Source organism: Martelella sp. NC20, from assembly GCF_013459645.1.
Lineage (GTDB): Bacteria > Pseudomonadota > Alphaproteobacteria > Rhizobiales > Rhizobiaceae > Martelella.
On the sequence record NZ_CP054861.1, the window covers coordinates 4,339,034 to 4,363,831 of the forward strand.

Sequence of the window (24,798 nt, forward strand, 5' to 3'; positions counted from 1 at the left end):
ATCAAAGATGTCACGGGTTTGACGGGCGATACGATTTCCACCCCCCGCCGAGCCCGAAAAATTACGCGCCGGACCTCGACGGCGGCGGCGGCTTCTGGCATGTGCTGGGCAACGCGGCTTCGTCGCCACCGCCGCATCACGCCGGAAGTGCTGCGATGCCCTGAAATTCCAGACTGATTGAGACAACCATGTCCGAGCACAAACCCATCCACGTTATCGGCGGCGGCCTTGCCGGTTCCGAGGCCGCCTGGCAGATCGCCAATGCCGGCATCCCCGTCATTCTGCATGAAATGCGCGGCGTGCGCGAAACCGCCGCCCACAAGACCGACGGTCTTGCCGAACTGGTCTGCTCCAATTCGTTCCGCTCCGATGATGCCACCAGCAACGCCGTGGGCGTCATCCACGCCGAAATGCGCCTTGCCGGATCGCTGATCATGGCCTCGGCGGATAGCCATCAGGTGCCGGCCGGCGGCGCGCTCGCGGTCGATCGCGACGGCTTTTCGGCCGCCGTGACCGCAACGCTTGCCGACCATCCGCTGGTCACCATCATGCGCGAGGAGATCGCGACGCTGCCGCCGGAGGACTGGGATCAGGCGATCATCGCGACAGGTCCCCTCACCGCGCCGGCGCTGGCCGAAGCCATCCAGCAAAAGACCGGCCGCGAGGCCCTCGCCTTCTTCGACGCGATCGCGCCGATCGTCCATCGCGACACGATCGACATGGATATCTGCTGGTTCCAGTCGCGCTACGATAAGGTCGGCCCCGGCGGAACCGGCAAGGATTACATCAACTGCCCGATGGACGAGGCTGAGTACAACGCCTTCATCGATGCGCTGATCGCCGGCGACAAGACCGATTTCCGCGAATGGGAGGGCACGCCCTATTTCGACGGCTGCCTGCCGATCGAGGTGATGGCCGAGCGCGGCCGCGAAACGCTGCGCCACGGACCGATGAAGCCGATGGGCCTCACCAATGCCCACAACCCGCAAGTCAAGCCCTATGCAGTCGTCCAGCTCCGTCAGGACAACGCGCTCGGCACGCTCTACAACATGGTCGGCTTCCAGACCAAGCTGCGCTATGCCGCGCAGAAGGATGTGCTGCAGATGATCCCCGGCCTCGGCGAGGCCGAATTTGCCCGCTTGGGCGGCCTGCATCGCAACACCTACCTGAATTCCCCGGTTCTGCTCGACGGCACGCTGATGCTGAAAGGCCGTCCGGGCCTGCGTTTCGCCGGCCAGATCACCGGCTGCGAGGGCTATGTGGAGAGCGCCGGCATCGGCCTGCTCGCCGGTCGTTTCGCAGCCGCCGAGCGCCTGGGAAAAGAGCCGGTCGCCCCGCCGCCCGTTACGGCGCTCGGCGCGCTGCTCGGCCATGTCACTGGCGGGCATCTGGCCCATGAGGAGGAAGGCGGCAAGCGCTCGTTCCAGCCGATGAATGTCAATTTCGGGCTGTTTCCGGAGCTGGAGCCCGGCGCGCTGATCGACCCCGAGACCGGCAAGCGCCCGCGCGGCAAGGCAAAATCGAGCGTGAAAAAACAGATCATGGCGAAACGCGCGCTCGATGCCTGCAAGGCCTGGCTCGCCGCCTGACATACGGGCTGGCGACGGTCAGCGCGCGTTCAGCATCCATGTGGAAACATCGGCGGCATCCTGTTCGCTTTGAAACAGGTAGTTGCCGCTGAAGAAATCCGCCTCGGGATAATCCACCTGCAGGCCGTTCGCCTCCGGCAGCGCCCTCAGGCGGTATTCGCTCTGCACCACGATGATCGCGTGTCCCTTGCCGCGCCGCGACCGGTATATGCCGACCTTGCCGTCTTCGAGCCGCAGGAAGAAGGTCTCCATCTCCTTGTCGCCGATCACGGTCGCCGCCCGCGCATCGGGATAGCTGCGTCGAAACTCGCTAGCCGCCCATTTATAGGTCTCGTCGACCGAAACATCCGACGCGGCGGGCTGGCTCTTGGGACGGAGCAGGAAATAGTAGGCTGCGATGACGGCCACAATGGCAATTGCGACCCAGATCCAAGTTTCCATGCGCCCACTTCCTCTGCTGCTGCATCACGCGCGCCCTGCCCCGGATGAGAATGCTGGATGGTGAAAGCGAGTGCCCAGAACCGGCAGGAGAACCCAAGGTCGACGCGTTATATAAATCAAAACTTACGAAACAGCAAAGAGCGCATCATCGCGAATTGCCTCTTCCACTGTGGCGGCTGGATTGAAATATCGAGCACATTTTCTCCCAAACCCTCGGCCTTTACAAGAATGTTCTTGCAGGTCGCCATTGGCAGGTAGGCGGGCGCGATTTCCCCTGGAATTGAGCCTTGCGCGCCGAACTTCTCAAGATGGGAGCGGCCGAACCCGGCAAAGGCGCGGATCGCATTGCCCACCCGGTCGCGATCGCTGGCGATCAGGAATGATTCGCGGTCGAGCCCGGTCGCCGACAGGATTTCGGTCGGAATGAAGACCTGGCCGTTGGCGCGATGCCGGCTCAGCAGCAGCAGCGAGCCCGCCACCGCCTGCGCCACGCCGGCATGGCCGGCAGCCGTGGAAGCAGCGGCTGCCCTTTCGGGGTCGAGCACCATGCTCGCAAGCTGGATCAGGGCGGAGGCGGTTTCGCCGGCATAGCCTTCGAAATCGGAAAGACTGCCCATCGGGTCGTCATAGAGATCGAATATCCGGGCCTCGCTCATGCCGATCAGCGGGGCTGCCGGCAGGCGGTATGTTTCAAGCGTCCGCAACAGACGGGCGGCAAGCGGATTGCGCTCGCTTTCGCCATGGCCGCCCCCTTCCAGCACGTCGCGCCAGTATTGCAGGCGCACCTCGCCGGGCAGCGGCTCGCTGATCCGCTCGCGCACACGCGCGAGTTCAGCATTGAACAGGTAGAGCGCCGTCAGCCCCGCGCGATGTTGGGCAGGGGAAAGCAGCACGGCGAGGTAGCGATCGCGATCGGCCTCGCGAAGCTCGGCGAGCAGCGGGTCCTGCCTTTCGGTTGCTTCGGCCAATGGTTTCTCCGGTATCAGGGCGATAAGGGCGACGCCGGCGTATGAGCTATACCGCGATCAGCGCCGCGGCGACCGCGCGGGATTCGTCCAGCAGAATATTATAGGTCCTGACCGCTGCACCCGTATTCATCGGATCGGCGACAATGCCGCGCTCCTTGAGCGCCTGCTTCAGCGGGCGCGGCAGCAGCGAGAGTTCCGCGCCCGTGCCGACCAGCAGAACCTCGATCCCGCCCGCTTCCTCAAGCACACGCTCGAACGTCTCGACCGTCATATCCTGCGGCGCGGTCACATCCCAGCCGTGAATGCCGGAGGGCAGGCACAGCAGCGAGCCGCGATGCGACATGTCGGCAAAGCGAAAGCCGCCATTGCCGTAGGTGTCGATCGGCGCGCGACCGGGAAAATGCGCCTCGCGTATTTCGATGCCGCGCGCCATGTCGTCAGACCGTCTCCACCGTGCCCTGCTCTTCCGGCGCGCCCTCATCCTTCTTCTTGTTGAAGGTGTCGGGACGCAGCTTGAAGGCGATCAGCACGGGGGCCGCGATATAGATCGAGGAGAAGGTGCCGATCGCCACGCCGAACAGCATGGCGAAGGTGAAGGAGCGGATCACCTCGCCGCCGAAGACATAGAGGGCTGCCAGCGCCAGCATGGTGGTCACCGCCGTCAGGATGGTGCGCGACAGCGTATGATTGATCGAGATGTCGATCAGTTCCGGCAGCGGCATCTTCTGGTAGCGCCTCAGATTTTCGCGGACGCGGTCATAGACCACCACGGTATCGTTGAGCGAATAGCCGACGATCGTCAGCACCGCCGCGATGCTGGTGAGGTTGAACTCGACCCCCGTCAGCACGAATATGCCGATGGTCAGGATCACGTCATGGGCGGTGGCGATGATCGCGCCGACGGCGAACTGCCATTCGAATCGGAACCAGATATACATCAGGATCGCGATCAGCGAGGCGAGAACGCCGATGGCCGCCGACCGGCTGAGCTCGCCCGAGACAACCGGACCGACCACCTCGACGCGCGAGAACGTGTAGTCATCCTGAAGCGCGGTGCGGATCTTCGAGATCGCGCTCTGCTCGGCATTCGCGCCGCCGTCCTGCGCCGGGATGCGGATCAGCACGTCCTTGTCGGAGCCGAAGCCCTGGGCCTGCACCGCGCCGATATTGAGCTCGTTCAGCCGGGTGCGGATATCCGACATGTCCGCCGCCCCGGATTTGGCTTCCACCTGCACGACCGAGCCGCCGGTGAAGTCGATGCCGAGATTCATGCCGCGGGTGCCGAAGCCGACGACCGAGGCGATGACCAGCACCACGGAGACGATGAAGGTCACCTTGCGGAAGTTCATGAACGAGAAGTTGATGCCGTCGAACATGCCGGTGCGGATGCCCTTCGGCAGTTCCTTCGGCCGCTTGCGGCGCACCCATTCGGCAATCATCCAGCGGGTCAGGTAGAAGGCGCTGAAGATCGTGGTGATGATGCCGATCGCAAGCGTCACCGCGAAGCCGCGGACCGGACCGGAGCCGAGGAAGAACAGGATGACGGCGGCAATCAGCGTCGTCAGGTTGGCATCGATGATGGTGCCGAAGGCGCGCGAGAAGCCGGCATCCACCGCCTGCACGATGTTGCGGCCGTTGCGACGTTCCTCGCGGATGCGCTCATAGATCAGCACGTTGGAGTCGACCGCCATGCCGATCGTCAGCACGATGCCGGCAATGCCCGGAAGCGTCAGCGTCGCCCCGATAATACTCAGGAGCGCCAGCAGCAACACGATGTTGAAGAGCAGCGCGATGTTGGCGACAAGGCCGAACATGCCGTAGAAAGCGACCATGAACACGACCACGGCGGCCGCGCCGATGACCGATGCGGTGACGCCGGCGCGGATCGAGTCGGCGCCGAGGCTCGGTCCGACCGTGCGCTCCTCGACCACCGTCAGCGTTGCCGGCAGAGCGCCGGCGCGCAGCAGCACCGCAAGGTCATTGGCGCCCTGTACCGTGAAATTGCCCGAAATCTGGCCGGAGCCGCCGAGGATCGGCTCGTTGATCACCGGCGCGGAGACGATCTGGTCGTCGAGCACGATGGCGAAGGGGCGGCCGACATTCTGCTGGGTGGCCTGGGCGAAGCGCTGGGCGCCGCGCGAATCGAAGCGGAAATTGACCACCGGCTCATTGGTGCGCTGGTCGAAGCCGGCATTGGCGTCAACGAGGTCCTCGCCCGAGATCAGCGCCCGCTTCTCGATCACATAGGGGACCGGCGGATCGTCCATCGAGTAGAGCACCTCGTCGCCCGCCGGCGGCCGTCCCTCGATCGCGTCCTGCGCGTTGACCGTGGTGTCGACCATGTGGAAGGTCAGCTTCGCGGTCTTGTTCAGAAGCGACTTCAGGCGCTGAGGATCGTCGAGACCGGGCACCTGCACGATGATGCGGTCGTCGCCCTGGCGCTGGATCAGCGGCTCGGTGGTGCCGAGTTCGTCGACGCGGCGGCGGATCACCTCGATCGACTGCTCGACGGCGGAGCGCATGCGGTAATCGATGCCCTGGTCCGTCAGCGTCAGGCGGATGAGACCGTTGCCGTCATCATCCATCGTGACTTCCTGGAAGGTGCCGCCGTTCAGCGTGCCGGCATTGATGTATTCGGCAAGCGGTTCAAGCGCGGCTTCGGCTTCCACATACTGCGCCGGATCGGTGACCCGAACCTGGGCGCTGTCGCCGGAACCGGAAAGGCCGGTATAGCGCACCTGCGCCTCGCGCAGGTCGGAGCGCACATCATCGACCAGCGTGTTCAGCCGGTCGGTGACGATATCGTTCCGATCGACCTGCAGCATGATGTAGGAGCCGCCCTGAAGGTCAAGGCCGAGCGTGATCTTGCTGTCGGGCATCCACCCCGGAAGCTTCGACAATTGCTGGTCGCTGAAGAGATTCGGCAGTGCGATGGCAATGCCCACCACAACGACGAGCCAGATGAAGAAGGTCTTCCAACGGGAAAAATACAGCATGAAGGTCTCGGTTCGTCGGTTTCACGAAGCAGGCGGCAGCCCGGAAGGCGCCGCCTCGATCTCGGCGCTCTGGCCGAAAGCATGCAATGCAATTGCGGCCGAACCGCAGTTTTCACGGTTCGGCCGCAAGGCAATCAGGACTTGGCGTCCTCGGATTTGACCGGCTCGCCCTTGACGCGAACGTCCGAAACGTAGCTGCGCACGATGCGGATGCGAACGCCGTCGGCAATCTCGACCTCGAGTTCGTTGTCGTCGATGACCTTGACCACCTTGCCGACAATGCCGCCGCCGGTCACGACCTGGTCGCCGCGGCGGATCGCGCTCAGCGTTTCCTGACGCTTCTTGGCCTGGCGGCGCTGCGGCCGGATCAGCAGGAAATACCAGATCGCCATCAGCGGCACGAACAGGAAGATCATTTCCATGCCGGATCCGAACGGACCTGCGGCGCCTGCTGCCTGGGCGTAAGCCGTGCTAAACATCTTGATCAAAACTCCTCAAACCAGAACCGGGGCACGCCCCGCGTCACGACGGGGCCTGCCCCCGAGAATGTGTCGCCGGTATATAGTCGGAGCCCTGTCCAATGCAACAATAGCCTATGAAACACCGGCGCTTTTTGCGCTTTAGTGGCCATTTTGCCTGTGAATCGACCTTGCATCGGCCTCCGAAACGCGAAATCTGAACGGCAAAGACCATGTCATCGGGAGAAAAACGTGAACACCGAAACCACCGACAGGCTCCTCGCAGAGGTCACCCGGATCGCCGACGCGCTCGAACGCATCTCCGGCCCGCAGCCGCGACAGAGCGATCTCGACGCCGCCGACTGCTTCGTGTGGAAGCCGGAAGAACGCTATCTCGCGCCGGTCGCAAGGCCGAGCCGCGTCAATCTTTCATTGATCCGCGGCGTCGACCATGTCCGCGATATCCTGTTTGAAAACACGCTGCGTTTCGCGGAGGGTTTTCCGGCCAACAACGCGCTGTTGTGGGGCGCGCGCGGCATGGGCAAATCCTCGCTGGTCAAGGCGGTTCACGCCGCGATCATCGAACAACACCAACTGCCGCTGAAGCTGGTGGAGCTTTACCGCGAGGATATCGGCACGCTCGGTGATCTGCTCGAGATCATCAAGGCATCGCCCTACCGTTTCCTGCTGTTTTCGGACGATCTCTCCTTCGATCACGATGACGCCGCCTATAAATCGCTGAAGGCGGCGCTCGATGGCGGCGTCGAGGGGCGGCCGGAAAACGTGCTGCTCTACGCCACCTCCAACCGCCGCCACCTGATGCCGCGCGACATGATCGAAAACGAGCGCTCCACCGCCATCAATCCGTCCGAGGCGATCGAGGAGAAAGTCTCGCTGTCGGACCGCTTCGGCCTCTGGCTCGGCTTTCACAAATGCTCGCAGGACGATTATCTGGCGATGATCGACGGCTACGCCGCCCATTTCGGGCTCGAAGGCACGCCGGAAGCCCTCCACGCCGAAGCCCTCACCTGGGCCACCACCCGCGGCGGCCGCTCCGGCCGCGTCGCCTGGCAATTCATCCAGGACATCGCGGGACGGCAGCGGCGGCGGCTGGATTTGTGAGGAAATGGGCCTGCGAAGACCTCTTGTTCGGAAGAGCAGGCGTGGTGTCTGAGGTGGTGCAGCTTGCTCCCCATTTTCTCTCCCGCTGGCGGGAGAGATGCCCCGACAGGGGCAGTGAGGGTGGCGCGGCATTTCGTCTCGTGAGGGCGTTCGCGGTGTTAGATTCCCCCCTCACTGTCGCTTTCGCGACATCTCTCCCCTCCGGGGCGAGAAGATTGGGGGGCTATGCGGCAAAGGCTTTCCTCCACCGCATAGCCGTTGGATTGATTACCGCGTCAGCCGCTTGTAGCTCACCCGGCTGGGCTTGACGCTCTCGGGGCCGAGCCTTCTGATCTTGTCGGCTTCGTAGTCTTCGAAGTTGCCCTCGAACCATTCCACGTGGCTGTCGCCCTCGAAGGCGAGGATGTGAGTGGCGAGGCGGTCGAGGAACATGCGGTCATGGCTGATGATCACGGCGCAGCCGGCGAAGGCCTCCAGCGCGTCTTCCAGCGCGCCCAGCGTCTCGGTGTCGAGGTCGTTGGTAGGCTCATCGAGGAGGAGAACGTTGGAGCCGGATTTCAGCATCTTCGCGAGGTGGACGCGGTTGCGCTGGCCGCCTGAAAGATTACCGACCTTCTGCTGCTGGTCGCCGCCCTTGAAGTTGAAGGCGCCGCAATAGGCGCGCGAATTCATCTCGAACTTGCCGAGCTTGATGATGTCGTTGCCGCCGGAAATCTCTTCCCAGACATTCTTGCTGCCATCGAGCGAATCGCGGCTCTGGTCGACATAGCCGAGATCGACGGTCTCGCCGATGCGGACATCGCCCTCGTCCGGCTTTTCCTGACCGGTGATCAGCTTGAACAGCGTCGATTTACCGGCGCCATTCGGCCCGATGACGCCGACAATGCCGCCAGGCGGCAGCTTGAAGGTCAGGCCTTCGAACAGCACGCGGCCGTCGAAGGATTTCGACAGGTTCTCTGCCTCGATCACGACATTGCCGAGACGCTCGCCCACCGGAATGACGATCTGAGAGTCACTCGGACGGCGGTTTTCGGCGGCATCCACCAGTTCGTCATAGGCGCGGATACGGGCCTTCGACTTGGCCTGGCGGGCCTTGGGGCTGGAGGCGATCCATTCCTGCTCGCGCGACAGCGCCTTCTGGCGGCTGCCCTCTTCGCGGGCTTCCTGTGCCAGCCGCTTGGCCTTGGCCAGCAGATAGGCCGAGTAGTTGCCCTCGTAGGGAATGCCGCGACCGCGGTCGAGCTCGAGGATCCAGCCCGTCACATTGTCGAGGAAGTAGCGGTCATGGGTGACCATCAGGATCGCGCCCGGATATTCGCGCAGGTGCTTTTCGAGCCAAGCGATGGTCTCGGCATCGAGATGGTTGGTCGGTTCGTCGAGCAGCAGCAGGTCGGGCTGGCGCAGCAGAAGCTGGCACAGCGCCACGCGGCGGCGTTCGCCGCCGGAGAGCGTGTCGACATCGGCATCGCCCGGCGGGCAGCGCAGCGCGTCCATCGCCATCTCGACCTGGTTTTCGAGGTCCCAGAGGTTCTGCGCGTCGATCTCGTCCTGCAGCCGCGCGCCCTCGTCCGCCGTCTCGTCGGAATAGTTCATCATCAGTTCGTTGTAGCGGTCGACGATCGCCTGCTTGTGGGCAACGCCTTCCATCACGTTCTCGAACACGGTCTTGGAGGGATCGAGTTGCGGCTCCTGCGGCAGATAGCCAAGGGTGGCGCCATCGGCGAGCCAGGCTTCGCCGGTCCACTCCTTGTCGAGGCCTGCCATGATCTTCAGCACGGTCGACTTGCCCGCGCCGTTGGGCCCCAGAATCCCGATCTTGGCGTCCGGGTAGAAGGAGAGATGGATGTTCTCCAGCACCTTCTTGTTGCCATAGGCCTTGTTGAGACCGGCCATGTGATAGATGAACTGACGTGCCATATGCCGATAAATCCTGGTTGGAATGCTGTTTGGGCGCTATTTAGGCGAAACTGCCGCGTTTCACAATGCGCCTTCCGGAATTGCCGCCTGTGTCACAAAGACGTCACGAAATGAACAATCGTCGCTGCCAGACGTTTACAGGTGAGAAAGTTAAAACACTGGCAGGATGGAAGGAAGCGACGATGGTATTGAAAAAGGCGACTTTCTATGGCGATCCGGTTGAAGCAACCGAAGACTGGAATCCCGACGCCCGCAAGGAAGATGCGATCGCCAGCGAACTGGCATCCTCCGGTCTCGTTGATGCGACCGAAGTGCATGTCACGGTCAAGGGCGAGGAAGCCCGGCTGACCGGCGAGGTCTACCTGCGCGAGGAAATCGCCGTTGCCGGCAACATCGCGCTTTCCGTCGAAGGCATCAAACGGGTGCGCAACGCCATCCACCCCAAGGAGCGCCATCTGCGCAGCACCGGCAAGGAAGACGATGCCCGCGCCCAGTCGCGCACGCTCTGAGAAAACTATTGCAGGCCGGCGGGATCGACAATCCCGCCGTCGCAGCCGAAAGACGTTCCCCCCGCCTGCCGTATCAACGGCCCCAGCGCCGGTTCGTGCGCATATGCCTCCGACAACCCTATCGTGATTTCGGAAATCAGCCGACGCTCGCCATCGATCGCGCATTTCATTTTCACCCGCTTGTCCGCATCGTTGCCGAAGGCTGCAACGAACGCCGACCTGATCTCGCTTTCGGACAGGTATCGACCGATATTGGCGGCGAACAGATCGGCGACGACCGACAGGTTCAGGTCTTCGAGCAGTTCGATCGAGCGCGAAAAATACCCCTCCGGCGTCATCCCGCTACAGGTGCCGTGCTTGTACCATTCATGGCGGTGCAGGTCGGAATACGACCCGGGCATGACCTTTTGGAGCGCCGTACGCGTTTCCGGTTCGAGGTCGAGCGCGGGCAGCGACGACCAGTCGCCGGACTGATCCAGTTTGCGCGTGGCATCGTCAACGCCGCAATAATTGCGTTTCATCGGCCACAGGCCGTGCAGGGAAAAATGGCTGGCGTCGAAGCGGTCATCGGTCTGGTCCCGGCATTCGGGCTTTGCGGAATGGCTTTCGCAAAAGGCGGGCTGCCAGCTTGCGGCCAGCAACGCCTCGGTATTGCCGGCCTCGGCCCCCGGCGCGGAGGCTGCCACAAAACAGAGCGCCGCGATCCAGCGCCGTAACGATTTCGCACCCATGGCATGCTCCCGCTCAAACAAAACGGCCACCGGTCGAGTGTGAACGGTGGCCGTGGCAATGAAAAGGCGAAGCCGCACTCAGTCGAGCGCGGCAATCACGGTGAACTCCACCAGGATATGCGGCGCGGCCAGTTCGGCCTGGCTGGTGGCGCGCGCGGGGGTGTTTTCAGGATCGACCCAGCCCTTCCACACCGCGTTCATTTCGGCGAAATTTCCCATGTCCTTCAGATAGACCAGCGTCTGCAGGATCTTCGACTTGTCGGTTCCGGCTTCAGCCAGAAGCGCGTCGACCTTGGCAAGGCAGGCCTTCGCCTGGGTCGTCACGTCCGCGCCCTCGCCGGTCTGGCCGGAAAGATAAACCGTGTTGCCATGGACCACCGCCCCGGACATGAGGGGGCCGGGATTGATACGTTTTACCGTCATTTTTTCACTTTCCGATTTTTGCAAAAACATAAGGCGGCCCCGAGAAGACCGCCCCGATTACCTGGACTGCAAGGTTCAGCCGCGCAGACGCCTGGCTTCCTCGTAGATCCGCATCGAGCGGGCGCCCGAGCGGCAATAGGCGAGAACCGGCTTTTCCATGTCGTCGAGCGCATCGACCATGCCGGTCACGGCGTCGGGCGTCAGCCCCATGCCGCCGACGGGCACATGGGCGAAATAAAGCCCGGCGTCCTCCGCCGCCTTCCTGATCTCGTCGAATCCCGGCTGGCCCGGCTCCTCGCCGTCCGGGCGGTTGCAGACGATGGATTTGAACCCCGCCGCCTTGATCTCGGCGATCTGATCCGGCGTGATCTGGGGGCTGACGGCATAAAACTCATCGATCGTGCGGATATTCATGGCGTTATCCTTGTTGCGTTTCATACGCAGAAACTAAGAAAATTTTGACGATTTGCAAGACGGCGGCCGGTCTGGCTATTCGAAACGGATCCTGAGCGAAAAACGCTTCGAGCCGCCCGGCTCCACCGGTTCCAGTTCGCCGGCCTCGGCAAGCTTGCGCCGCGAGGTCCAGCGATGGGAAACGGGCTCGATGCCGAGAATATGCGCCGGCGCCTCCTGATTGCGCCAGATCTGCAGATAGGGCAGCGTTTCCGTATCGACGGCGAGCGTGAAAGTCCGCCCTCCAAGGGCCGCGATCGGGCCAAGTCGGGTCACCGACCAGCCATCCCCGCCGCTTGCCGCCGGAACGCAGAATATGCCGTGGTCACCCTCGCCGAACCGCCAGGGCAGCGCGCCCTCGGGCAGCGAGGCGCTTTCGATCCGTACGCCGTCATCAAAATGCTTCGCGCCGAAATTGATGTGATACATCATCATGATCGGCAGCGCCTTTTCGGAGCGGTTGATCACGATATCGGTGAGTTCCAGTTCGCCGGTCGCGGCATCGAGCGTCCAGCGGCGTTCGATCAGCATCTCGCCGCCATTGGCGGTTCTGACCGGGATGGCGGCAATGCATTCGGCGCCGCCCGAACCCGTCTCCAGCGATTTGATCACCGCCGCATTGGCCGATGCGGAGCCGTGAAGCGGATAGAACCGCCCGTCCCCGCCCTCCACCGGCTCCCCCTCCAGCGGCTCGGGATGGCGGATATGCTCGGGGCCGCAGGTAAACAGAAACCCCTCGAGCGAATGGTCGATACGCGGATCGCCATCGTCGGGAATGGCCCGCTTCGGCGCGATATCGACGCCCGCCACGATGCAGCCGCCGATATCGAGAACCGATGTCGGATCGAGTTGAAATGCCGGGCCGTCCGGGATGCTGAAATCGATCATGATGGGTCCGTCATAAAACCAAATTTAACCACGTTTGGGCGATAGTGAAACACACCGGTTCAGCCGACGTTCATTCACGGAGGACTTGAATCAAGCGAATGCGAATCTGGCAAGGGCTTTGCCGATTATAACGGTCACACGGTCGAAAACATGCGAAAAGCGACATTTTACACCATTCCGTTTGTTCTGGCGCTGGCAGCCCCGCCCGCCGTCACGCCGTCCTATGCCCATGAACCGCTCTACAAGAACGGTCGGCAAATCCTGCTAATCGCTCCCGATGGCGCATTGCTCGATTACGTGCCCGAGGCCGGAAGCGTGATGCTGAGCCGCGACGCCAACGGCCGCCAGATCCTGCTCGACGCCAATGGCAGTCTGGTGGCGACCGAAATCTATGCCGACGAATACCGCCCGGCCAATGCCGGCTACGAAACCGCGCCGGGCTTCGACCGGCAACGCGGCGGCAATTGGGGCGAGCGCCCGTTCGGCCAGAACGGACAGGAGCGCTGGAGCCGTGATTTCGGCGGCCAGAACGCCTATCCCCCACCGCCCGCCAATGATTTTCCCGCAGCCCCGCAAACCGCGACCCCTGACCGTCCCGATACGGGCGCGCCGGTTGCCAAAGCGCCATCGAAACCGGATATGAACGTGGTCGCGACCCAGGTCTTTCTCGATCGCAAGGGTTTTTCCCCGGGCGTGATCGACGGCCTGATGGGCGACAATGTCCGCAAGGCGCTCGATGCCTATGCCGAGGCAACGGGCGAGCGGCTCGACCCCTTCGCCGACAGCGAGACAATCATGCAGGCGCTGTCGCTGGAGGGTGGCCTGCCGTTCACCACCTACACCATCACCGCCACGGATGCCGCCGGGCCCTATGTCGCCGCGATCCCGTCCGATTACGCCGAGAAGGCCGAGCTTCCGGAGCTATCCTACACCTCCGTATCGGAAATGCTGGCCGAGAAGTTCCACATGGATGAGGGCTTCCTGAAGACGATGAACCCGGAGGCTGATTTCTCGCGGCCCGGCACGACAATCAAGATCATCAACATCGGCAAGCCGCAGAAAACCAAGGTCGCGACAATCCTTGCCGACAAGGCCCGCAAGCAGTTGCGCGCCTATGATGCCGAGGGCACGCTGATCGCGGCCTATCCGGCCACGATCGGCTCATCGGATACGCCCTCGCCTTCCGGCACGGTCTCGGTGGAGCGGATCGCGATCGATCCGAACTACACCTATAATCCGCACAAGAATTTCAAGCAGGGCGACAACAACCAGGTGCTGACGATCAATCCCGGCCCGAACGGCCCTGTCGGCAATGTCTGGATCGCGCTTTCCAAGCCAAGCTACGGCATTCACGGCACGCCCGATCCCGACAAGATCGGCAAGACATCGAGCCATGGCTGTGTGCGGCTGACCAACTGGGATGCGAATGAACTCGCACACATGGTATCCCCTGGCACAACGGTCGAATTTATCGACTAGAACGCCACATTTTTAGCCGGCCCTTTTCGATCCATTATGCCGCCCTAGATCATGCGCGACACACCATGATGACGAGGGATAATGGCCAAACCGGCAATCTACTGGATCCGCAACGATCTTCGCCTTTCAGACAATCACGCCCTTGCCGCGGCTTCAGCCGATGGCAGAGCGGTGGTGCCGGTCTATATCCGGGAGGATAACGGCAACGGGCCGCTGGGCGCCGCGCAGGCGTGGTGGCTGGAACGTTCGCTGGAACAGCTTGGCGGGCGCTATGACAGGCTCGGCGCGCCGCTGGTGCTGCGAAGCGGCGACCCGCTGAAGGCATTGCGCAAGCTGATCGCGGAAACCGGGGCCGATGCCGTGTTCTGGAACCGGCGATACAGTACGCAGGGCATAAGGGTCGACAAGGCGGTGAAGACGGAGCTCGGCGAAGACGGCATCACGGTCCGCAGTTTTTCGGGCCAACTCCTGCATGAGCCTGCCGCCTTCAAGACCAGGGCCGGCGGCCCATACAGGGTCTATACGCCGTTCTGGAAGGCGTTTTACGTCGAGCAGCATGTTCCAGATCCGGTCGACCCGCCCGAACGGCTTGCCGGCATTTCCGGCAAGCTCGAATCCGAAAAGCTCGAGGACTGGAAGCTCTACGAGGCCAAGCCCGACTGGGCCGCTGGCTTCGGCAAAATATGGCAGCCCGGCGAGGACGGCGCCCGCGCGCGCCTCGATCACTTCATCGACGAGGTTGTGGAGAACTATGCCAGCCAGCGCGACCGGCCGGACAGGCAGGCGACCTCGATGCTCTCGCCCCATCTGGCGCTTGGCGAGATTTCGCCGGCCACCGTGTGGCACCGGGTCAGCGCCGCGAAATCGATCTCGGACGAAAACAGGAAAAAATTCCTGCAGGAGCTGGTCTGGCGCGATTTCTGTCACCACCTGCTGTTCCACGCCCCCGACCTTGCCGAGAAGAACTGGAACGCGCGGTTCGATGATTTCGCCTGGAAAGACGACGAAGCCGCGTTTGCCGCCTGGACCCGAGGCGAGACCGGCTATCCGATCGTCGATGCCGGCATGCGCCAGCTCTGGCGCGAAGGCACGATGCATAACCGCGTGCGCATGATCGCCGCCTCGTTCCTGATTAAGGACCTGATGATCGACTGGCGGCGCGGGGAAAAATGGTTTCGCGATACGCTGGTCGACGCCGATCCCGCCTCCAATGCCGCGAACTGGCAGTGGGTCGCGGGCTCGGGCGCGGATGCGGCCCCGTTCTTCCGGATCTTCAACCCGGTTCTTCAGGGCGAAAAGTTCGATCCGGCAGGCGATTATGTTCGCGCCTATGTGCCGGAGTTGAAGGACATGCCGAAAAAGCACATCCACGCCCCGTTCGACGCAGCCGACGATGTGCTGAGGGAAGCGGGCGTGACGCTGGGCAGGACCTATCCCAAGCCGCTTGTCGACCATAAGGCCGCGCGTAGGCGCGCACTTTCGGCCTTCGCGGCGATCAAGAACTGAAATGGCTTTGCGCCAAAGCCCCTCGCCGCGAAAACGAAATCCTTGGCAAAACAGATCCCCGGCGGCACAAGTACGGAAAAATTGAAAGCGAGCCCATGACCACGCATTCCTCCGTCATCGACCTGATCGGCAACACTCCGCTGGTGAAATTGCGCGCCGCCTCGGAGGCGACCGGCTGCACCATTCTCGGCAAGGCCGAATTCCTCAATCCCGGCCAGTCGGTCAAGGACCGCGCGGCACTCTATATCATTCGCGATGCCGAAAAGCGCGGCCTGCTGAAACCCGGCGGCACGATCGTGGAAGGCACCGCCGGCAATACCGGCATCGGCCTGACCATGGTCGCCAACGCGCTTGGCTACAAGACCGTGATCGTGATCCCCGAGACCCAGGCCCAGGAAAAGAAGGATGCGCTCAGGCTTCTCGGCGCGGAGCTCGTCGAGGTTCCCGCCAAGCCCTATCGCGACCCCAACAATTACGTGAAGCTTTCCGGCAGGCTCGCGGAAAAACTCGCAAGCGAAAATCCAAACGGGGCGATCTGGGCCAACCAGTTCGACAATACCGCCAACCGCGACGCCCATATCGAAACCACGGCCGAGGAGATCTGGCGCGATACCGATGGCAAGGTCGATGGCTTCATCTGCGCGGTCGGCTCCGGCGGCACGCTTGCCGGAACCGCGATCGGCCTCAAGGCGAAGAACGGCGACATCAAGATCGGCATCGCCGATCCGGAAGGGGCTGCGCTTTACGAATTCTATGCCCATGGCGAACTGAAGAGCGAAGGCGGCTCGATCACCGAGGGCATCGGCCAGGGCCGCATCACCGCCAATCTGGAAGGCTTCACCCCCGATTTCGCCTATCGCATTTCCGATAGCGAGGCATTGCCGCTGATATTCGATCTGGTGAGCGAGGAGGGCTTGTGCCTTGGCGGCTCATCGGGCATCAATATAGCGGGCGCCATGCGTCTGGCGCGCGAGCTCGGCCCCGGCCACACCATCGTCACCATATTGTGCGACTATGGCAACCGGTATCAGTCGAAACTTTTCAACCCCGAATTCCTGAAGGATAAGGGGCTGCCGCAGCCGGAATGGCTGACCAAAAAAGCGGAGATTATCGCTCCGTTCGAATAGAAAGCGACCCATGCCTGTTGATGCCCTCTACCGCAACGATTTCTACCTTGCGAGTTGCGATGCAGTGGTCACGGCAGTGCATGAGGACGGCACATTCGAGACCGACCGCACCTGTCTTTACGCGACCTCCGGCGGCCAGCCGGGGGACACCGGCATCGCCCGGCGCGCGGACGGCTCGGCAATCGCCCTTGCCGTTACCCGCCACGGCGCGGCCAAGGACATCATCCTGCACGTGCCGGCTGAAGGCGAGGCGTCGCCCGTCGTCGGCGACAGGCTCCGCCTCGAGATCGACTGGCCGCGGCGGCTGAAGCTGATGCGGATGCACACCGCCTGCCACCTGCTCTCCGTCGTCTGTCCCTATCCGATTACCGGTGCTGCCGTCGGCGAACAGGAGTCCCGCGTCGATTTCGACATGTCGGAAACGATCGACAAAGACGCGGTCACCGCGGCGATGATGAAGCTGGTTGCCGAGGACCATCCGGTCTATGTCCAGTGGATCACCGATTCCGAGCTGGCCGCCAATCCCGATATCGTCAAATCGAAGAATGTCCGCCCGCCGATGGGTATGGGCCGGATCTCGCTGATCGCGATCGGAAACGACGCATGCGTGGACAGCCAGCCCTGCGGCGGCACCCATGTGCGCTCCACCGGCGAGGTCGGCGGCATCCATATCGGCAAGATCGAAAAGAAGGGCCGCGAAAACCGCCGTTTTCGGATACGGTTTGACGCCTAGAGCATTTCCAGGAAAAGTGTAATCACGGTTTTCCGTCCGGAAATGCGTAAAAACAATAAGCTAGAATATGTCCGGTGAACCGGTGTTCACCGGACATATTCTAGCCATCGTGTGAGGAGTGTCGCCAGATGAGTTTTATCGTTTCGCCGGAATGGATCGAGGAAAGGCTGGGCAAACCCGGCTTTTCCGTCATCGACGCCTCATGGTACCTGCCGGCCCACAACCGCGACGCGAAGGCCGAATACCTTGCCGGCCACCTGCCGGGCGCGGTGTTTTTCGATCACGATGCGATTTCCGACAATTCCACCGGCCTGCCGCACACCCTGCCGGCGCCGGAGGTGTTTGCCGCCGAAATGGAAGCGCTCGGCGTCGGTAACGATCACACGATCGTGGTCTATGACGGCCCGGGCTATCTGGCCGCGCCGCGCCTGTGGTGGATGTTGCGCATGATGGGGGCGACAGACGTCTACGTTCTCGACGGCGGCCTTGACGGCTGGCGGAGCGAGGGACGCACCCGGGAGACCGCGCTCCCCTCGCCTGAACCGGCGAAATTCACGCTCGATACCAGGCCGCACCGGGTAACCTCGTTTGAGGACATGCGCGCGATCGTCGCCTCCGGCAGAAGCCAGATCGCGGATGCCCGCAGCGCCGCGCGGTTCGAGGCGGCAGAACCGGAACCGCGCGCGGGCATGCGCGCCGGCCATATGCCCGGCGCGAAAAGCCTGCCGTCCTCGTCCTTTGCCAGTAACGGCCGGTTCAAATCGCCCGACGAACTGCGCGCGCTGTTCGAACAGGCCGGGATCGACCTTGGGAGACCGGTGGTCACCACCTGCGGTTCCGGCATCACCGCCGCGATCATCACGCTCGCGCTTGAAACCCTCGACCATACCGACAACACGCTTTATGACGGATCGTGGTCCGAATGGGGCAGCCGCGACGATACGCCTGTCGCGACCGGAAAGGCCTGATCGCGATGACGAAGAAGACGACAGCACCGATCCCGGTTCATGTCACCCGGCTTGAAATGACCGTCTCGCCGAAGGCCCATATGCTGGCGCCCTCGAACCTGCATATCGCGCTGATGCGGGTGCCGGAAATCCCGCTGGCGTATTACCGCTTTCTGTACCGCCAGGTCGGCTCCCGCTGGGAATGGGTCGACCGGGTGCGCATGAGCGACGAGGATCTGGCCGAAAACATCCACAATGAGCGCACCACCATCACGGTGTTCTATCTGGAGGGCGCGCCGGCCGGGTTTTACGAATATCACCGCGAGGATGACCGCGTCACGCGACTGGTGCATTTCGGCCTGTTCGAACGCGCGCTCGGCTTCGGCGTCGGCAAATGGTTCCTGCTCCAGGCGCTGAAGGCGATCTGGGCCGACCAGCCGGAAAAGGTGATCACCGAAACCAACAATCTCGATCATCCGCGCGCGCTCCAGCTCTACCAGCAATTCGGCTTCTCACCCGTCTCCACCCACGAAAGCGAGATCCTGCCGCTGTCGGACACCGAGCTTCTGGCACTGGCGCGAAAGTTCTAGCCCTGCGGAGCAAGGCAATATCCCGGCAAAGATGCCGGGTTCAGTCTGTTGACAAAGCCTGCCCTGCTCTCCGCCGTCATGCTCGGGCTTGTTCCGAGCATCCAAGCACGTATCAACGCGGCAAGCCTCTCGGACGAAAAGTCTATTTAAATAGAGTTCTTTACGAAACGCCGACACCGCTCGTGCGGAGCGGTGGTTGGATCCTCGGCACAAGGCCGAGGATGACGTCCGTAAAAAAGGACAGGTTTGTCAGCGATCGGTAACCCGGCGAAAACGCCGGGCTATATCTTTCGTTATATCGAAGTTATGAAAGCCCTATTCGTAGCGCGCCGTGAATTCCAGCAAGGCGCGGACGATTTCGCTTGCGGCCGCGGGGTCGTCATCGACCTTGCGGGCGATCACCTCGCGCAGGTTCAGCATCGCAACCTCGACGCTTCGCGGCAGTTCGGGGCCACCCTCGGCATCGCGCCGCTCGCGCCGGCGTTTCATCTTGTCGCCGATAGCCGAAAGTGCCTTCACCGCCATGGACGCCTCGAACATGTTGTCGGCGAGGTAGGCGCTACCCTCGTCCGTGATCGAGTATCGCTTCTTGTTTCCGTCCTCGACGGCGACCACATACCCTCCCTCTTCCAGGAATGAGAGTGTAGGATAGATGACGCCGGGGCTCGGCGCATAGAAACCGCCACTCATTTCCTCGATCGCCTTGATGATGTCGTAGCCGTGGCGGGGCTCCTGTCCGATCAGGTGGAGAACCAGAAGCCGGATCTGGCCTTGCCCGAGAAAGCGCCCGGGCCTGCCGCCGCCCTCGCCATCACCGAAACCGAACGGGCCGCCGAAGCCGCCGCGACCGAAACCGCCGCCGCCGCCGCGCGCCATCATCATATATTCGCGAAACCGTCCGCGCCCATTGTCAGGCCGGGATTCATCAAAATGCCTCATTAGTTTTACTCCTGTTGTTTTCGATATATCTCAAGATATAACTTTTGGGAAATTTTACAAGGTACGATATATCGAAAAATATCATTTCATGCTGGATGACCTCTCACCCTGTCGCGCAACTGATGACACGCCAGAACAAATCGACGTTTACCGGAGGGGCGGATTTCTCTATGCAAATGTCCTGCCGCATCGTTTGTCCTGCCGCATCGCCGCGGGGGTCCGTTGGCGCCATCTGGCCATGAAATGCTTTGAAGGGAGATACAGGGCATGAACCTGCAGACCATCGCCGACGACATCGTGCGGGAGTTACAGCCGCGATTGGGCGAGGGCGAGGTGGCCGACTACATACCCGAGCTTGCCAAGGTCGACCCGAAACAGTTCGGCATCGCCATCACCACAGTCGATGGCAAAACCTATCGGGCGGGTGATGCGGAGACGCATTTTTCGATCCAGAGCATTTCCAAGGTGTTCATGCTGACGCTGGCGCTCGGCAAGGTCGGCGAGGCGATCTGGAAGCGGGTCGGGCGCGAGCCCTCGGGTTCCGCCTTCAATTCGATCGTCCAGCTCGAGCATGAGCACGGCATCCCGCGCAATCCCTTCATCAATGCCGGCGCGATCATCGTCACCGATATCGTGCTGGCCGGCCATGCACCGCGCGAAGCGATCGGCGAGTTTTTGCGCTTCATGCATTTCGTCGCCAATGACGAGACCATCTCGATCGACGAGAAGGTGGCGCAATCGGAGCAGCGCACGGGTTATCGCAATTTCGCGCTCGCCAATTTCATGCGCGGCTTCAGGAATATCCACCACCCGGTCGATCATGTGCTCGGCGTCTATTTTCACCAATGCGCGCTGATGATGAACTGCGTCCAGCTTGCCCATGCCGGGCTTTATCTGGCCAATCACGGCACCAATCCGCTGACGGGTTTTTCGGTGGTCTCGCCGCGACGGGCGCGCCGCATCAATGCGATGATGCTGACCTGCGGCCATTATGACGGCTCCGGCGATTTTGCGTTCCGGGTCGGGCTTCCCGGCAAGTCCGGCGTCGGCGGCGGCATTCTGGCGGTAGCCCCCGGCAAGGCGTCGATGGCGGTATGGTCGCCGGGGCTGGATGCGACCGGCAATCCCGCGCTCGGCTCGGTCGCGCTCGAAATGCTGGCGGCGCGCACCGGCTGGTCGGTTTTTGCGGGTTGATCCTTTCGGCGTAAACGGGCATTCCATGGCGAACCAAACGCCCGGAGCGATGATGACCGAACTGGCTGACGATATCCTGCCCGATGCCTTCCAGGCATTGTTTGCCGACGCGCCCTCTTCCGTCAGCTTCGGCAAGCTGCGCAAGCGGCTTTTGCGGCAGGTGCGTCAGGCGATCGCCGATTTCGACATGCTGAAGGATCAGAAGCGCTGGCTGGTGGCGCTGTCCGGCGGCAAGGACAGCTACGGGCTGCTTGCGGTGCTGCTGGAACTGCAATGGCGCGGGCTGCTGCCGGTCGAGATCGTCGCCTGCAACCTCGATCAGGGCCAGCCGAATTTTCCGAGGCACATCCTGCCCGACTATCTGTCGAAGATCGGCGTGTTGCAACGGATCGAATACCGCGACACCTATTCGATCGTGACAGAGAAGCTTGCGCCGGGCTCGACCTATTGCTCGCTCTGTTCAAGGCTGAGGCGCGGCCACCTTTACCGGATCGCGCGCGAGGAAGGTTGCGATGCGCTGGTGCTCGGCCACCACCGCGAGGATATTCTCGAGACCTTCTTCATGAACCTGTTCCACGGCGGCAAGCTTGCCACCATGCCGGCAAAGCTCCTGAACGACGAAGGCGACATGATGGTGCTGCGCCCGCTTGCCTATGCGAGCGAGGACGATCTCGCCCGGTTCGCGGAAGCAATGCGGTTTCCGATCATCCCCTGCGATCTCTGCGGCTCGCAGGACGGGCTCGAACGCAATGCGATGAAGTCGATGCTGGCGGACATGGAAGCGAAAATGCCCGGCCGCAAGGACGTGATGCTGAGGGCGCTTGCGAGCGTCAACCCCTCGCATCTGCTCGACCCTTCGCTGTTCGATTTTTCCGCATTGACCGCCAAACGCTAGCCCGGCGTTTTCGCATCCGCGCTTTGTGACAGAACGGCAAAACTTTTCGGCCGCCCGGTGAAAAGCGCCGGTTTTGCGCCGCCACGTCTTGCCGTTTGCCCGTCACGGTGCCACAAAAGGCCAACCCCCGGCTCGCCGCTTGCTCCCCGGCGCACCTGAAGACGATCCGGGTTTTCGAAATTGCGCATCATTGCCGACGGCAATCCAGTCGATGCGCCAAATACAAGAGGTGATGTCTTGGAAAAAGCAGAAATCGGACTGATCGGGCTTGGAGTCATGGGCTCCAACCTCGCCCTCAACATTGCCGAGAAGGGCAACAGGATCGCGGTCTATAACCGTACCGCCGACAAGACGCGCGCATTCTATGCCGGCGCCGGCGAGTTGCAGAAGAACATCGTCCCGACCGAGACATTGTCGGATTTCGTGGCGGCGATCCGCGCTCCCCGCCCGATCATCATCATGATCAAGGCCGGCGACCCTGTCGATGAGGAAATGGAAAAGCTGCGCCCGTATCTTGGCAAGGGCGACATCATCATCGATGCCGGCAACGCCAATTTCCACGATACCCGCCGCCGCTTCAAGGAGCTCGACGGCACCGGCCTGACCTTTATCGGCATGGGCGTATCGGGTGGCGAGGAAGGCGCGCGCCACGGCCCCTCGATCATGGTCGGCGGCACCGAGGACAGCTACGAGCGCGTCGAAAAGGTGCTGACCTCGATCTCCGCCAAATTCGACAACGATCCCTGCTGCGCCTGGCTCGGGCCTGATGGCGCCGGCCATTTCGTCAAGACCATCCACAACGGCATCGAATATGCCGACATGCAGATGATCGCCGAAATCTACGGCATCCTGCGCGATGGCTGCGGCATGGATGCGACCGATATCGCCAACGTCTTCGGCGAGTGGAACAAGGGCCGCCTCAATTCCTTCCTGATCGAGATCACAGAGAAGGTGCTGCGCGCCACCGATCCGGAGACCGGCAAGGCGATGCCCGACGTGATCGTCGATGCCGCCGGCCAGAAGGGCACCGGCCGCTGGTCGGCGATCGAAGCCCAGCAGCTTGCCGTCCCCGCGACCGTGATCGAGGCAGCCGTTGCCGCCCGCTGCATCTCCGCCATGCGCGGCGAACGCGCCGCCGCCGAGCCGATGTTCAACAAGGAAGATCTGTCCTTCGGCATCGAGGCCGGCCCCTGGCTCAACCGCGATCTCGAACTCGCATTGTTCGCCGCCAAGATCGCCGCCTACGCCCAGGGCTTCGATGTCATGGCCTCCGCCTCTGACGAATATGGCTGGAAACTGCCGATGCCGGAAATCGCCCGGATCTGGCGCGCCGGTTGCATCATCCGCTCGCAGTTCCTCGACGATATCACCAAGGCGTTCTCCGATACCCCGGATGTCGCGAACCTGATCGTGACGCCGGCCTTCTCGGAAATGGTCAACGAGTGCCTGCCGTCGCTGCGCCGCATCGTGTCGGCAGCAACCGCCGCCGGCCTTCCGGTTCCGGGCCTTGCCTCGGCGCTCGGCTATTTCGACGCCTATCGCCAGTCGCGCGGCACCGCCAACCTGATCCAGGCCCAGCGCGATTTCTTCGGCGCCCATGGCTTCGACCGTCTCGACGGCCTCGACATCCATCACGGCCCGTGGGGAAGCGGCGCCATCTGAGCCGGCTGGCGATCGCAGATCGTCGTTTGAACAAGCGGAAAGCCCCGGCGACGGGGCTTTCCGCTGTCCGGCGCAAGTTCAGACCATCTCCCTGCGGTCGGTTGCGGGCAGATAGGTACACGAGCGATTGCGGCCGCCTTTTTTAGCATCATAGAGCGCCTTGTCGGCATGCTCGATAACATGGAACACGGATGAGGCGGCAACGCCTGACTGGGCGATCCCGACGCTGATGGTAACGCCGACCTCCTCAACCACCGCCTGAAAACGCTCCTCTATAACCTGAAGCCGGATATCCTCCGCGATGCGCTCGGCATTGAGCAGCGTTGCCTCCTTGACCACCACGCAGAATTCCTCCCCGCCATAGCGCACGACCAGATCGAAGCCGCGCATCCGTCCGACAACGACCTCGGCAATCCGGCGCAGCACGACATCGCCAAAGGCATGGCCGTGAATATCGTTCAGCGATTTGAAATCGTCGATATCAATCATCAGAACGGCGAAGGGATGTCGCTCCGTCTCACTGACGATCCCCCGTTCGAATGCCTCGAGCGTCCGCCGGTTCTTCAGTCCCGTCAGCGGATCGCGTTCCGCCTCGTGCTTATAGGCAAGATATTCGGCCTCGCGCCGATCCTCCATGGCAAGCAGGTAGCCGAGAATTACGGTACCGAGCACATTGCGGATGATGAGCGCCGGCGTCGTGGCGGACACCACCGGAACGGGAACGAGCATGCCGGCAACCAGTGTCAGGGACAGAGAAAGCCCCAGAATGGCAAGGCCCAGAACATCGCGCCGCCCGCCGCTGAGACGCGCATAGACAAGCCCGACCATGGCGGCAAGCGCGATGCTGACGCAACCCGCCAGCGCGCCGGCGCCGCCGATATAAATGCGCATCGCGATCGTCACAATGGATGCGATCAATGCGGCAAGCGGCCCGCCGAAGAGCGCCGCGAGCGCGACCATGACCACCCGGATATCAAGGACGACGCCGGGCCTGACCTCCAGTGGATCGGCCATCGTGACCAGCGCCCCGAAGCTGAACAGAATACCGATCGCCAGCGATGAGCGGATGATCGTGAAGCGCGCGCGTTGAATCAGTCGGTAGGCGAGAACGACGAGCGCCGCCATGCCGACCTTCTCCAGCATGGCGATGACGATTTCCAGATTCTCAAACATCGCGTCCCGACCCGCCAGGGCTTTCTTCAAAATCCGATCCCCCGGCGGCGCAGGTATC

Annotated in this window: 24 protein-coding genes; 12 read left to right on the top strand and 12 right to left on the bottom strand. The window is 62.4% G+C overall.

Annotation, left to right across the window (positions count from 1 at the left end):
- Window positions 1-188 precede the first annotated feature (188 nt).
- Window positions 189-1,589, top strand: coding sequence for a methylenetetrahydrofolate--tRNA-(uracil(54)-C(5))-methyltransferase (FADH(2)-oxidizing) TrmFO (gene trmFO / locus HQ843_RS20735; RefSeq protein ID WP_180901411.1), 1,401 nt, complete (start codon window positions 189-191; stop codon window positions 1,587-1,589).
- 18 nt (window positions 1,590-1,607) lie between these two features.
- On the opposite strand, the gene HQ843_RS20740 is transcribed toward trmFO, so the two are convergent.
- The 5 genes from HQ843_RS20740 to yajC all read right to left on the bottom strand — a co-directional run bounded on the left by HQ843_RS20740 (window position 1,608) and on the right by yajC (window position 6,473).
- Window positions 1,608-2,030, bottom strand: coding sequence for a hypothetical protein (locus HQ843_RS20740; protein ID WP_180901410.1), 423 nt, complete (start codon window positions 2,028-2,030; stop codon window positions 1,608-1,610).
- Between the two features lie 116 nt (window positions 2,031-2,146).
- The gene (locus HQ843_RS20745) at window positions 2,147-2,998 is read right to left on the bottom strand and encodes a phytoene/squalene synthase family protein (RefSeq protein ID WP_180901409.1); all 852 of its coding nucleotides are present in this window, start codon (window positions 2,996-2,998) and stop codon (window positions 2,147-2,149) included.
- Between the two features lie 46 nt (window positions 2,999-3,044).
- Complete coding sequence (locus HQ843_RS20750) at window positions 3,045-3,431, bottom strand: Mth938-like domain-containing protein (RefSeq protein ID WP_180901408.1); 387 nt, start codon at window positions 3,429-3,431, stop codon at window positions 3,045-3,047.
- A 4-nt stretch (window positions 3,432-3,435) separates the two neighbouring features.
- The gene (secDF, locus tag HQ843_RS20755; protein ID WP_180901407.1) at window positions 3,436-5,994 is read right to left on the bottom strand and encodes a protein translocase subunit SecDF; all 2,559 of its coding nucleotides are present in this window, start codon (window positions 5,992-5,994) and stop codon (window positions 3,436-3,438) included.
- Between the two features lie 134 nt (window positions 5,995-6,128).
- Window positions 6,129-6,473 carry a preprotein translocase subunit YajC gene (yajC, locus tag HQ843_RS20760; RefSeq protein ID WP_180901406.1) on the bottom strand — a complete coding sequence of 115 codons (345 nt, stop codon included), beginning with the start codon at window positions 6,471-6,473 and terminating at the stop codon, window positions 6,129-6,131.
- A gap of 231 nt (window positions 6,474-6,704) precedes the next feature.
- On the opposite strand from yajC, the gene HQ843_RS20765 reads away from it, so the two are divergent.
- Window positions 6,705-7,574, top strand: a complete 870-nt coding sequence (locus HQ843_RS20765) for an ATP-binding protein (RefSeq protein WP_180901405.1) — start codon at window positions 6,705-6,707, stop codon at window positions 7,572-7,574.
- A gap of 267 nt (window positions 7,575-7,841) precedes the next feature.
- On the opposite strand, the gene ettA is transcribed toward HQ843_RS20765, so the two are convergent.
- Window positions 7,842-9,491, bottom strand: coding sequence for an energy-dependent translational throttle protein EttA (gene ettA / locus HQ843_RS20770; RefSeq protein WP_180901404.1), 1,650 nt, complete (start codon window positions 9,489-9,491; stop codon window positions 7,842-7,844).
- A 182-nt stretch (window positions 9,492-9,673) separates the two neighbouring features.
- Here ettA and HQ843_RS20775 point away from each other — a divergent pair, with 182 nt between their 5' ends.
- A complete protein-coding gene (locus HQ843_RS20775) occupies window positions 9,674-10,000 on the top strand; it encodes a BON domain-containing protein (protein ID WP_180901403.1) in 327 nt (108 codons plus the stop codon).
- 5 nt (window positions 10,001-10,005) lie between these two features.
- Here the strand turns inward: HQ843_RS20775 and HQ843_RS20780 are convergent, their stop codons facing one another.
- From HQ843_RS20780 to HQ843_RS20795, 4 genes are all read right to left on the bottom strand, one after another.
- Window positions 10,006-10,731 (bottom strand): ribonuclease T2 family protein, encoded by a 726-nt coding sequence (locus tag HQ843_RS20780; protein WP_180901402.1) that lies wholly within the window; start codon window positions 10,729-10,731, stop codon window positions 10,006-10,008.
- Between the two features lie 78 nt (window positions 10,732-10,809).
- Window positions 10,810-11,154 (bottom strand): RidA family protein, encoded by a 345-nt coding sequence (locus tag HQ843_RS20785; protein WP_180901401.1) that lies wholly within the window; start codon window positions 11,152-11,154, stop codon window positions 10,810-10,812.
- Window positions 11,155-11,229: 75 nt separating this feature from the next.
- Complete coding sequence (locus tag HQ843_RS20790) at window positions 11,230-11,568, bottom strand: TIGR01244 family sulfur transferase (protein WP_180901400.1); 339 nt, start codon at window positions 11,566-11,568, stop codon at window positions 11,230-11,232.
- Between the two features lie 75 nt (window positions 11,569-11,643).
- Window positions 11,644-12,495: a DUF4432 family protein gene (locus HQ843_RS20795; RefSeq protein WP_180903298.1), complete on the bottom strand. Its 852-nt coding sequence runs from the start codon at window positions 12,493-12,495 to the stop codon at window positions 11,644-11,646.
- A gap of 150 nt (window positions 12,496-12,645) precedes the next feature.
- Between HQ843_RS20795 and HQ843_RS20800 the strand changes: the two genes are divergently transcribed.
- The 6 genes from HQ843_RS20800 (at window position 12,646) to HQ843_RS20825 (ending at window position 18,877) form a co-directional block, all read left to right on the top strand.
- Window positions 12,646-13,974, top strand: a complete 1,329-nt coding sequence (locus HQ843_RS20800; protein WP_180901399.1) for a L,D-transpeptidase — start codon at window positions 12,646-12,648, stop codon at window positions 13,972-13,974.
- Window positions 13,975-14,055: 81 nt separating this feature from the next.
- Window positions 14,056-15,480, top strand: coding sequence for a cryptochrome/photolyase family protein (locus tag HQ843_RS20805; protein WP_180901398.1), 1,425 nt, complete (start codon window positions 14,056-14,058; stop codon window positions 15,478-15,480).
- 95 nt (window positions 15,481-15,575) lie between these two features.
- Window positions 15,576-16,607, top strand: a complete 1,032-nt coding sequence (locus tag HQ843_RS20810; RefSeq protein ID WP_180901397.1) for a cysteine synthase A — start codon at window positions 15,576-15,578, stop codon at window positions 16,605-16,607.
- Between the two features lie 10 nt (window positions 16,608-16,617).
- Window positions 16,618-17,340: an alanyl-tRNA editing protein gene (locus HQ843_RS20815; RefSeq protein WP_180901396.1), complete on the top strand. Its 723-nt coding sequence runs from the start codon at window positions 16,618-16,620 to the stop codon at window positions 17,338-17,340.
- Between the two features lie 128 nt (window positions 17,341-17,468).
- Window positions 17,469-18,308, top strand: a complete 840-nt coding sequence (gene sseA / locus HQ843_RS20820; protein ID WP_180901395.1) for a 3-mercaptopyruvate sulfurtransferase — start codon at window positions 17,469-17,471, stop codon at window positions 18,306-18,308.
- Between the two features lie 5 nt (window positions 18,309-18,313).
- Entirely contained in the window at window positions 18,314-18,877 is a 564-nt protein-coding gene (locus HQ843_RS20825; protein ID WP_180901394.1) for a GNAT family N-acetyltransferase, read from the top strand.
- A 315-nt stretch (window positions 18,878-19,192) separates the two neighbouring features.
- Here HQ843_RS20825 and HQ843_RS20830 read toward each other — a convergent pair whose 3' ends face one another.
- Window positions 19,193-19,816 (bottom strand): PadR family transcriptional regulator, encoded by a 624-nt coding sequence (locus HQ843_RS20830; protein ID WP_180901393.1) that lies wholly within the window; start codon window positions 19,814-19,816, stop codon window positions 19,193-19,195.
- Window positions 19,817-20,083: 267 nt separating this feature from the next.
- Between HQ843_RS20830 and HQ843_RS20835 the strand changes: the two genes are divergently transcribed.
- The 3 genes from HQ843_RS20835 to gndA all read left to right on the top strand — a co-directional run bounded on the left by HQ843_RS20835 (window position 20,084) and on the right by gndA (window position 23,567).
- Window positions 20,084-21,010, top strand: coding sequence for a glutaminase (locus HQ843_RS20835; protein ID WP_180901392.1), 927 nt, complete (start codon window positions 20,084-20,086; stop codon window positions 21,008-21,010).
- Between the two features lie 49 nt (window positions 21,011-21,059).
- The gene (ttcA, locus tag HQ843_RS20840) at window positions 21,060-21,905 is read left to right on the top strand and encodes a tRNA 2-thiocytidine(32) synthetase TtcA (RefSeq protein ID WP_180902094.1); all 846 of its coding nucleotides are present in this window, start codon (window positions 21,060-21,062) and stop codon (window positions 21,903-21,905) included.
- Window positions 21,906-22,142: 237 nt separating this feature from the next.
- Window positions 22,143-23,567 (top strand): NADP-dependent phosphogluconate dehydrogenase, encoded by a 1,425-nt coding sequence (gndA, locus tag HQ843_RS20845; RefSeq protein WP_180901391.1) that lies wholly within the window; start codon window positions 22,143-22,145, stop codon window positions 23,565-23,567.
- 78 nt (window positions 23,568-23,645) lie between these two features.
- On the opposite strand, the gene HQ843_RS20850 is transcribed toward gndA, so the two are convergent.
- Complete coding sequence (locus HQ843_RS20850; RefSeq protein WP_180901390.1) at window positions 23,646-24,740, bottom strand: GGDEF domain-containing protein; 1,095 nt, start codon at window positions 24,738-24,740, stop codon at window positions 23,646-23,648.
- Between the last annotated feature and the right edge of the window lie 58 nt (window positions 24,741-24,798).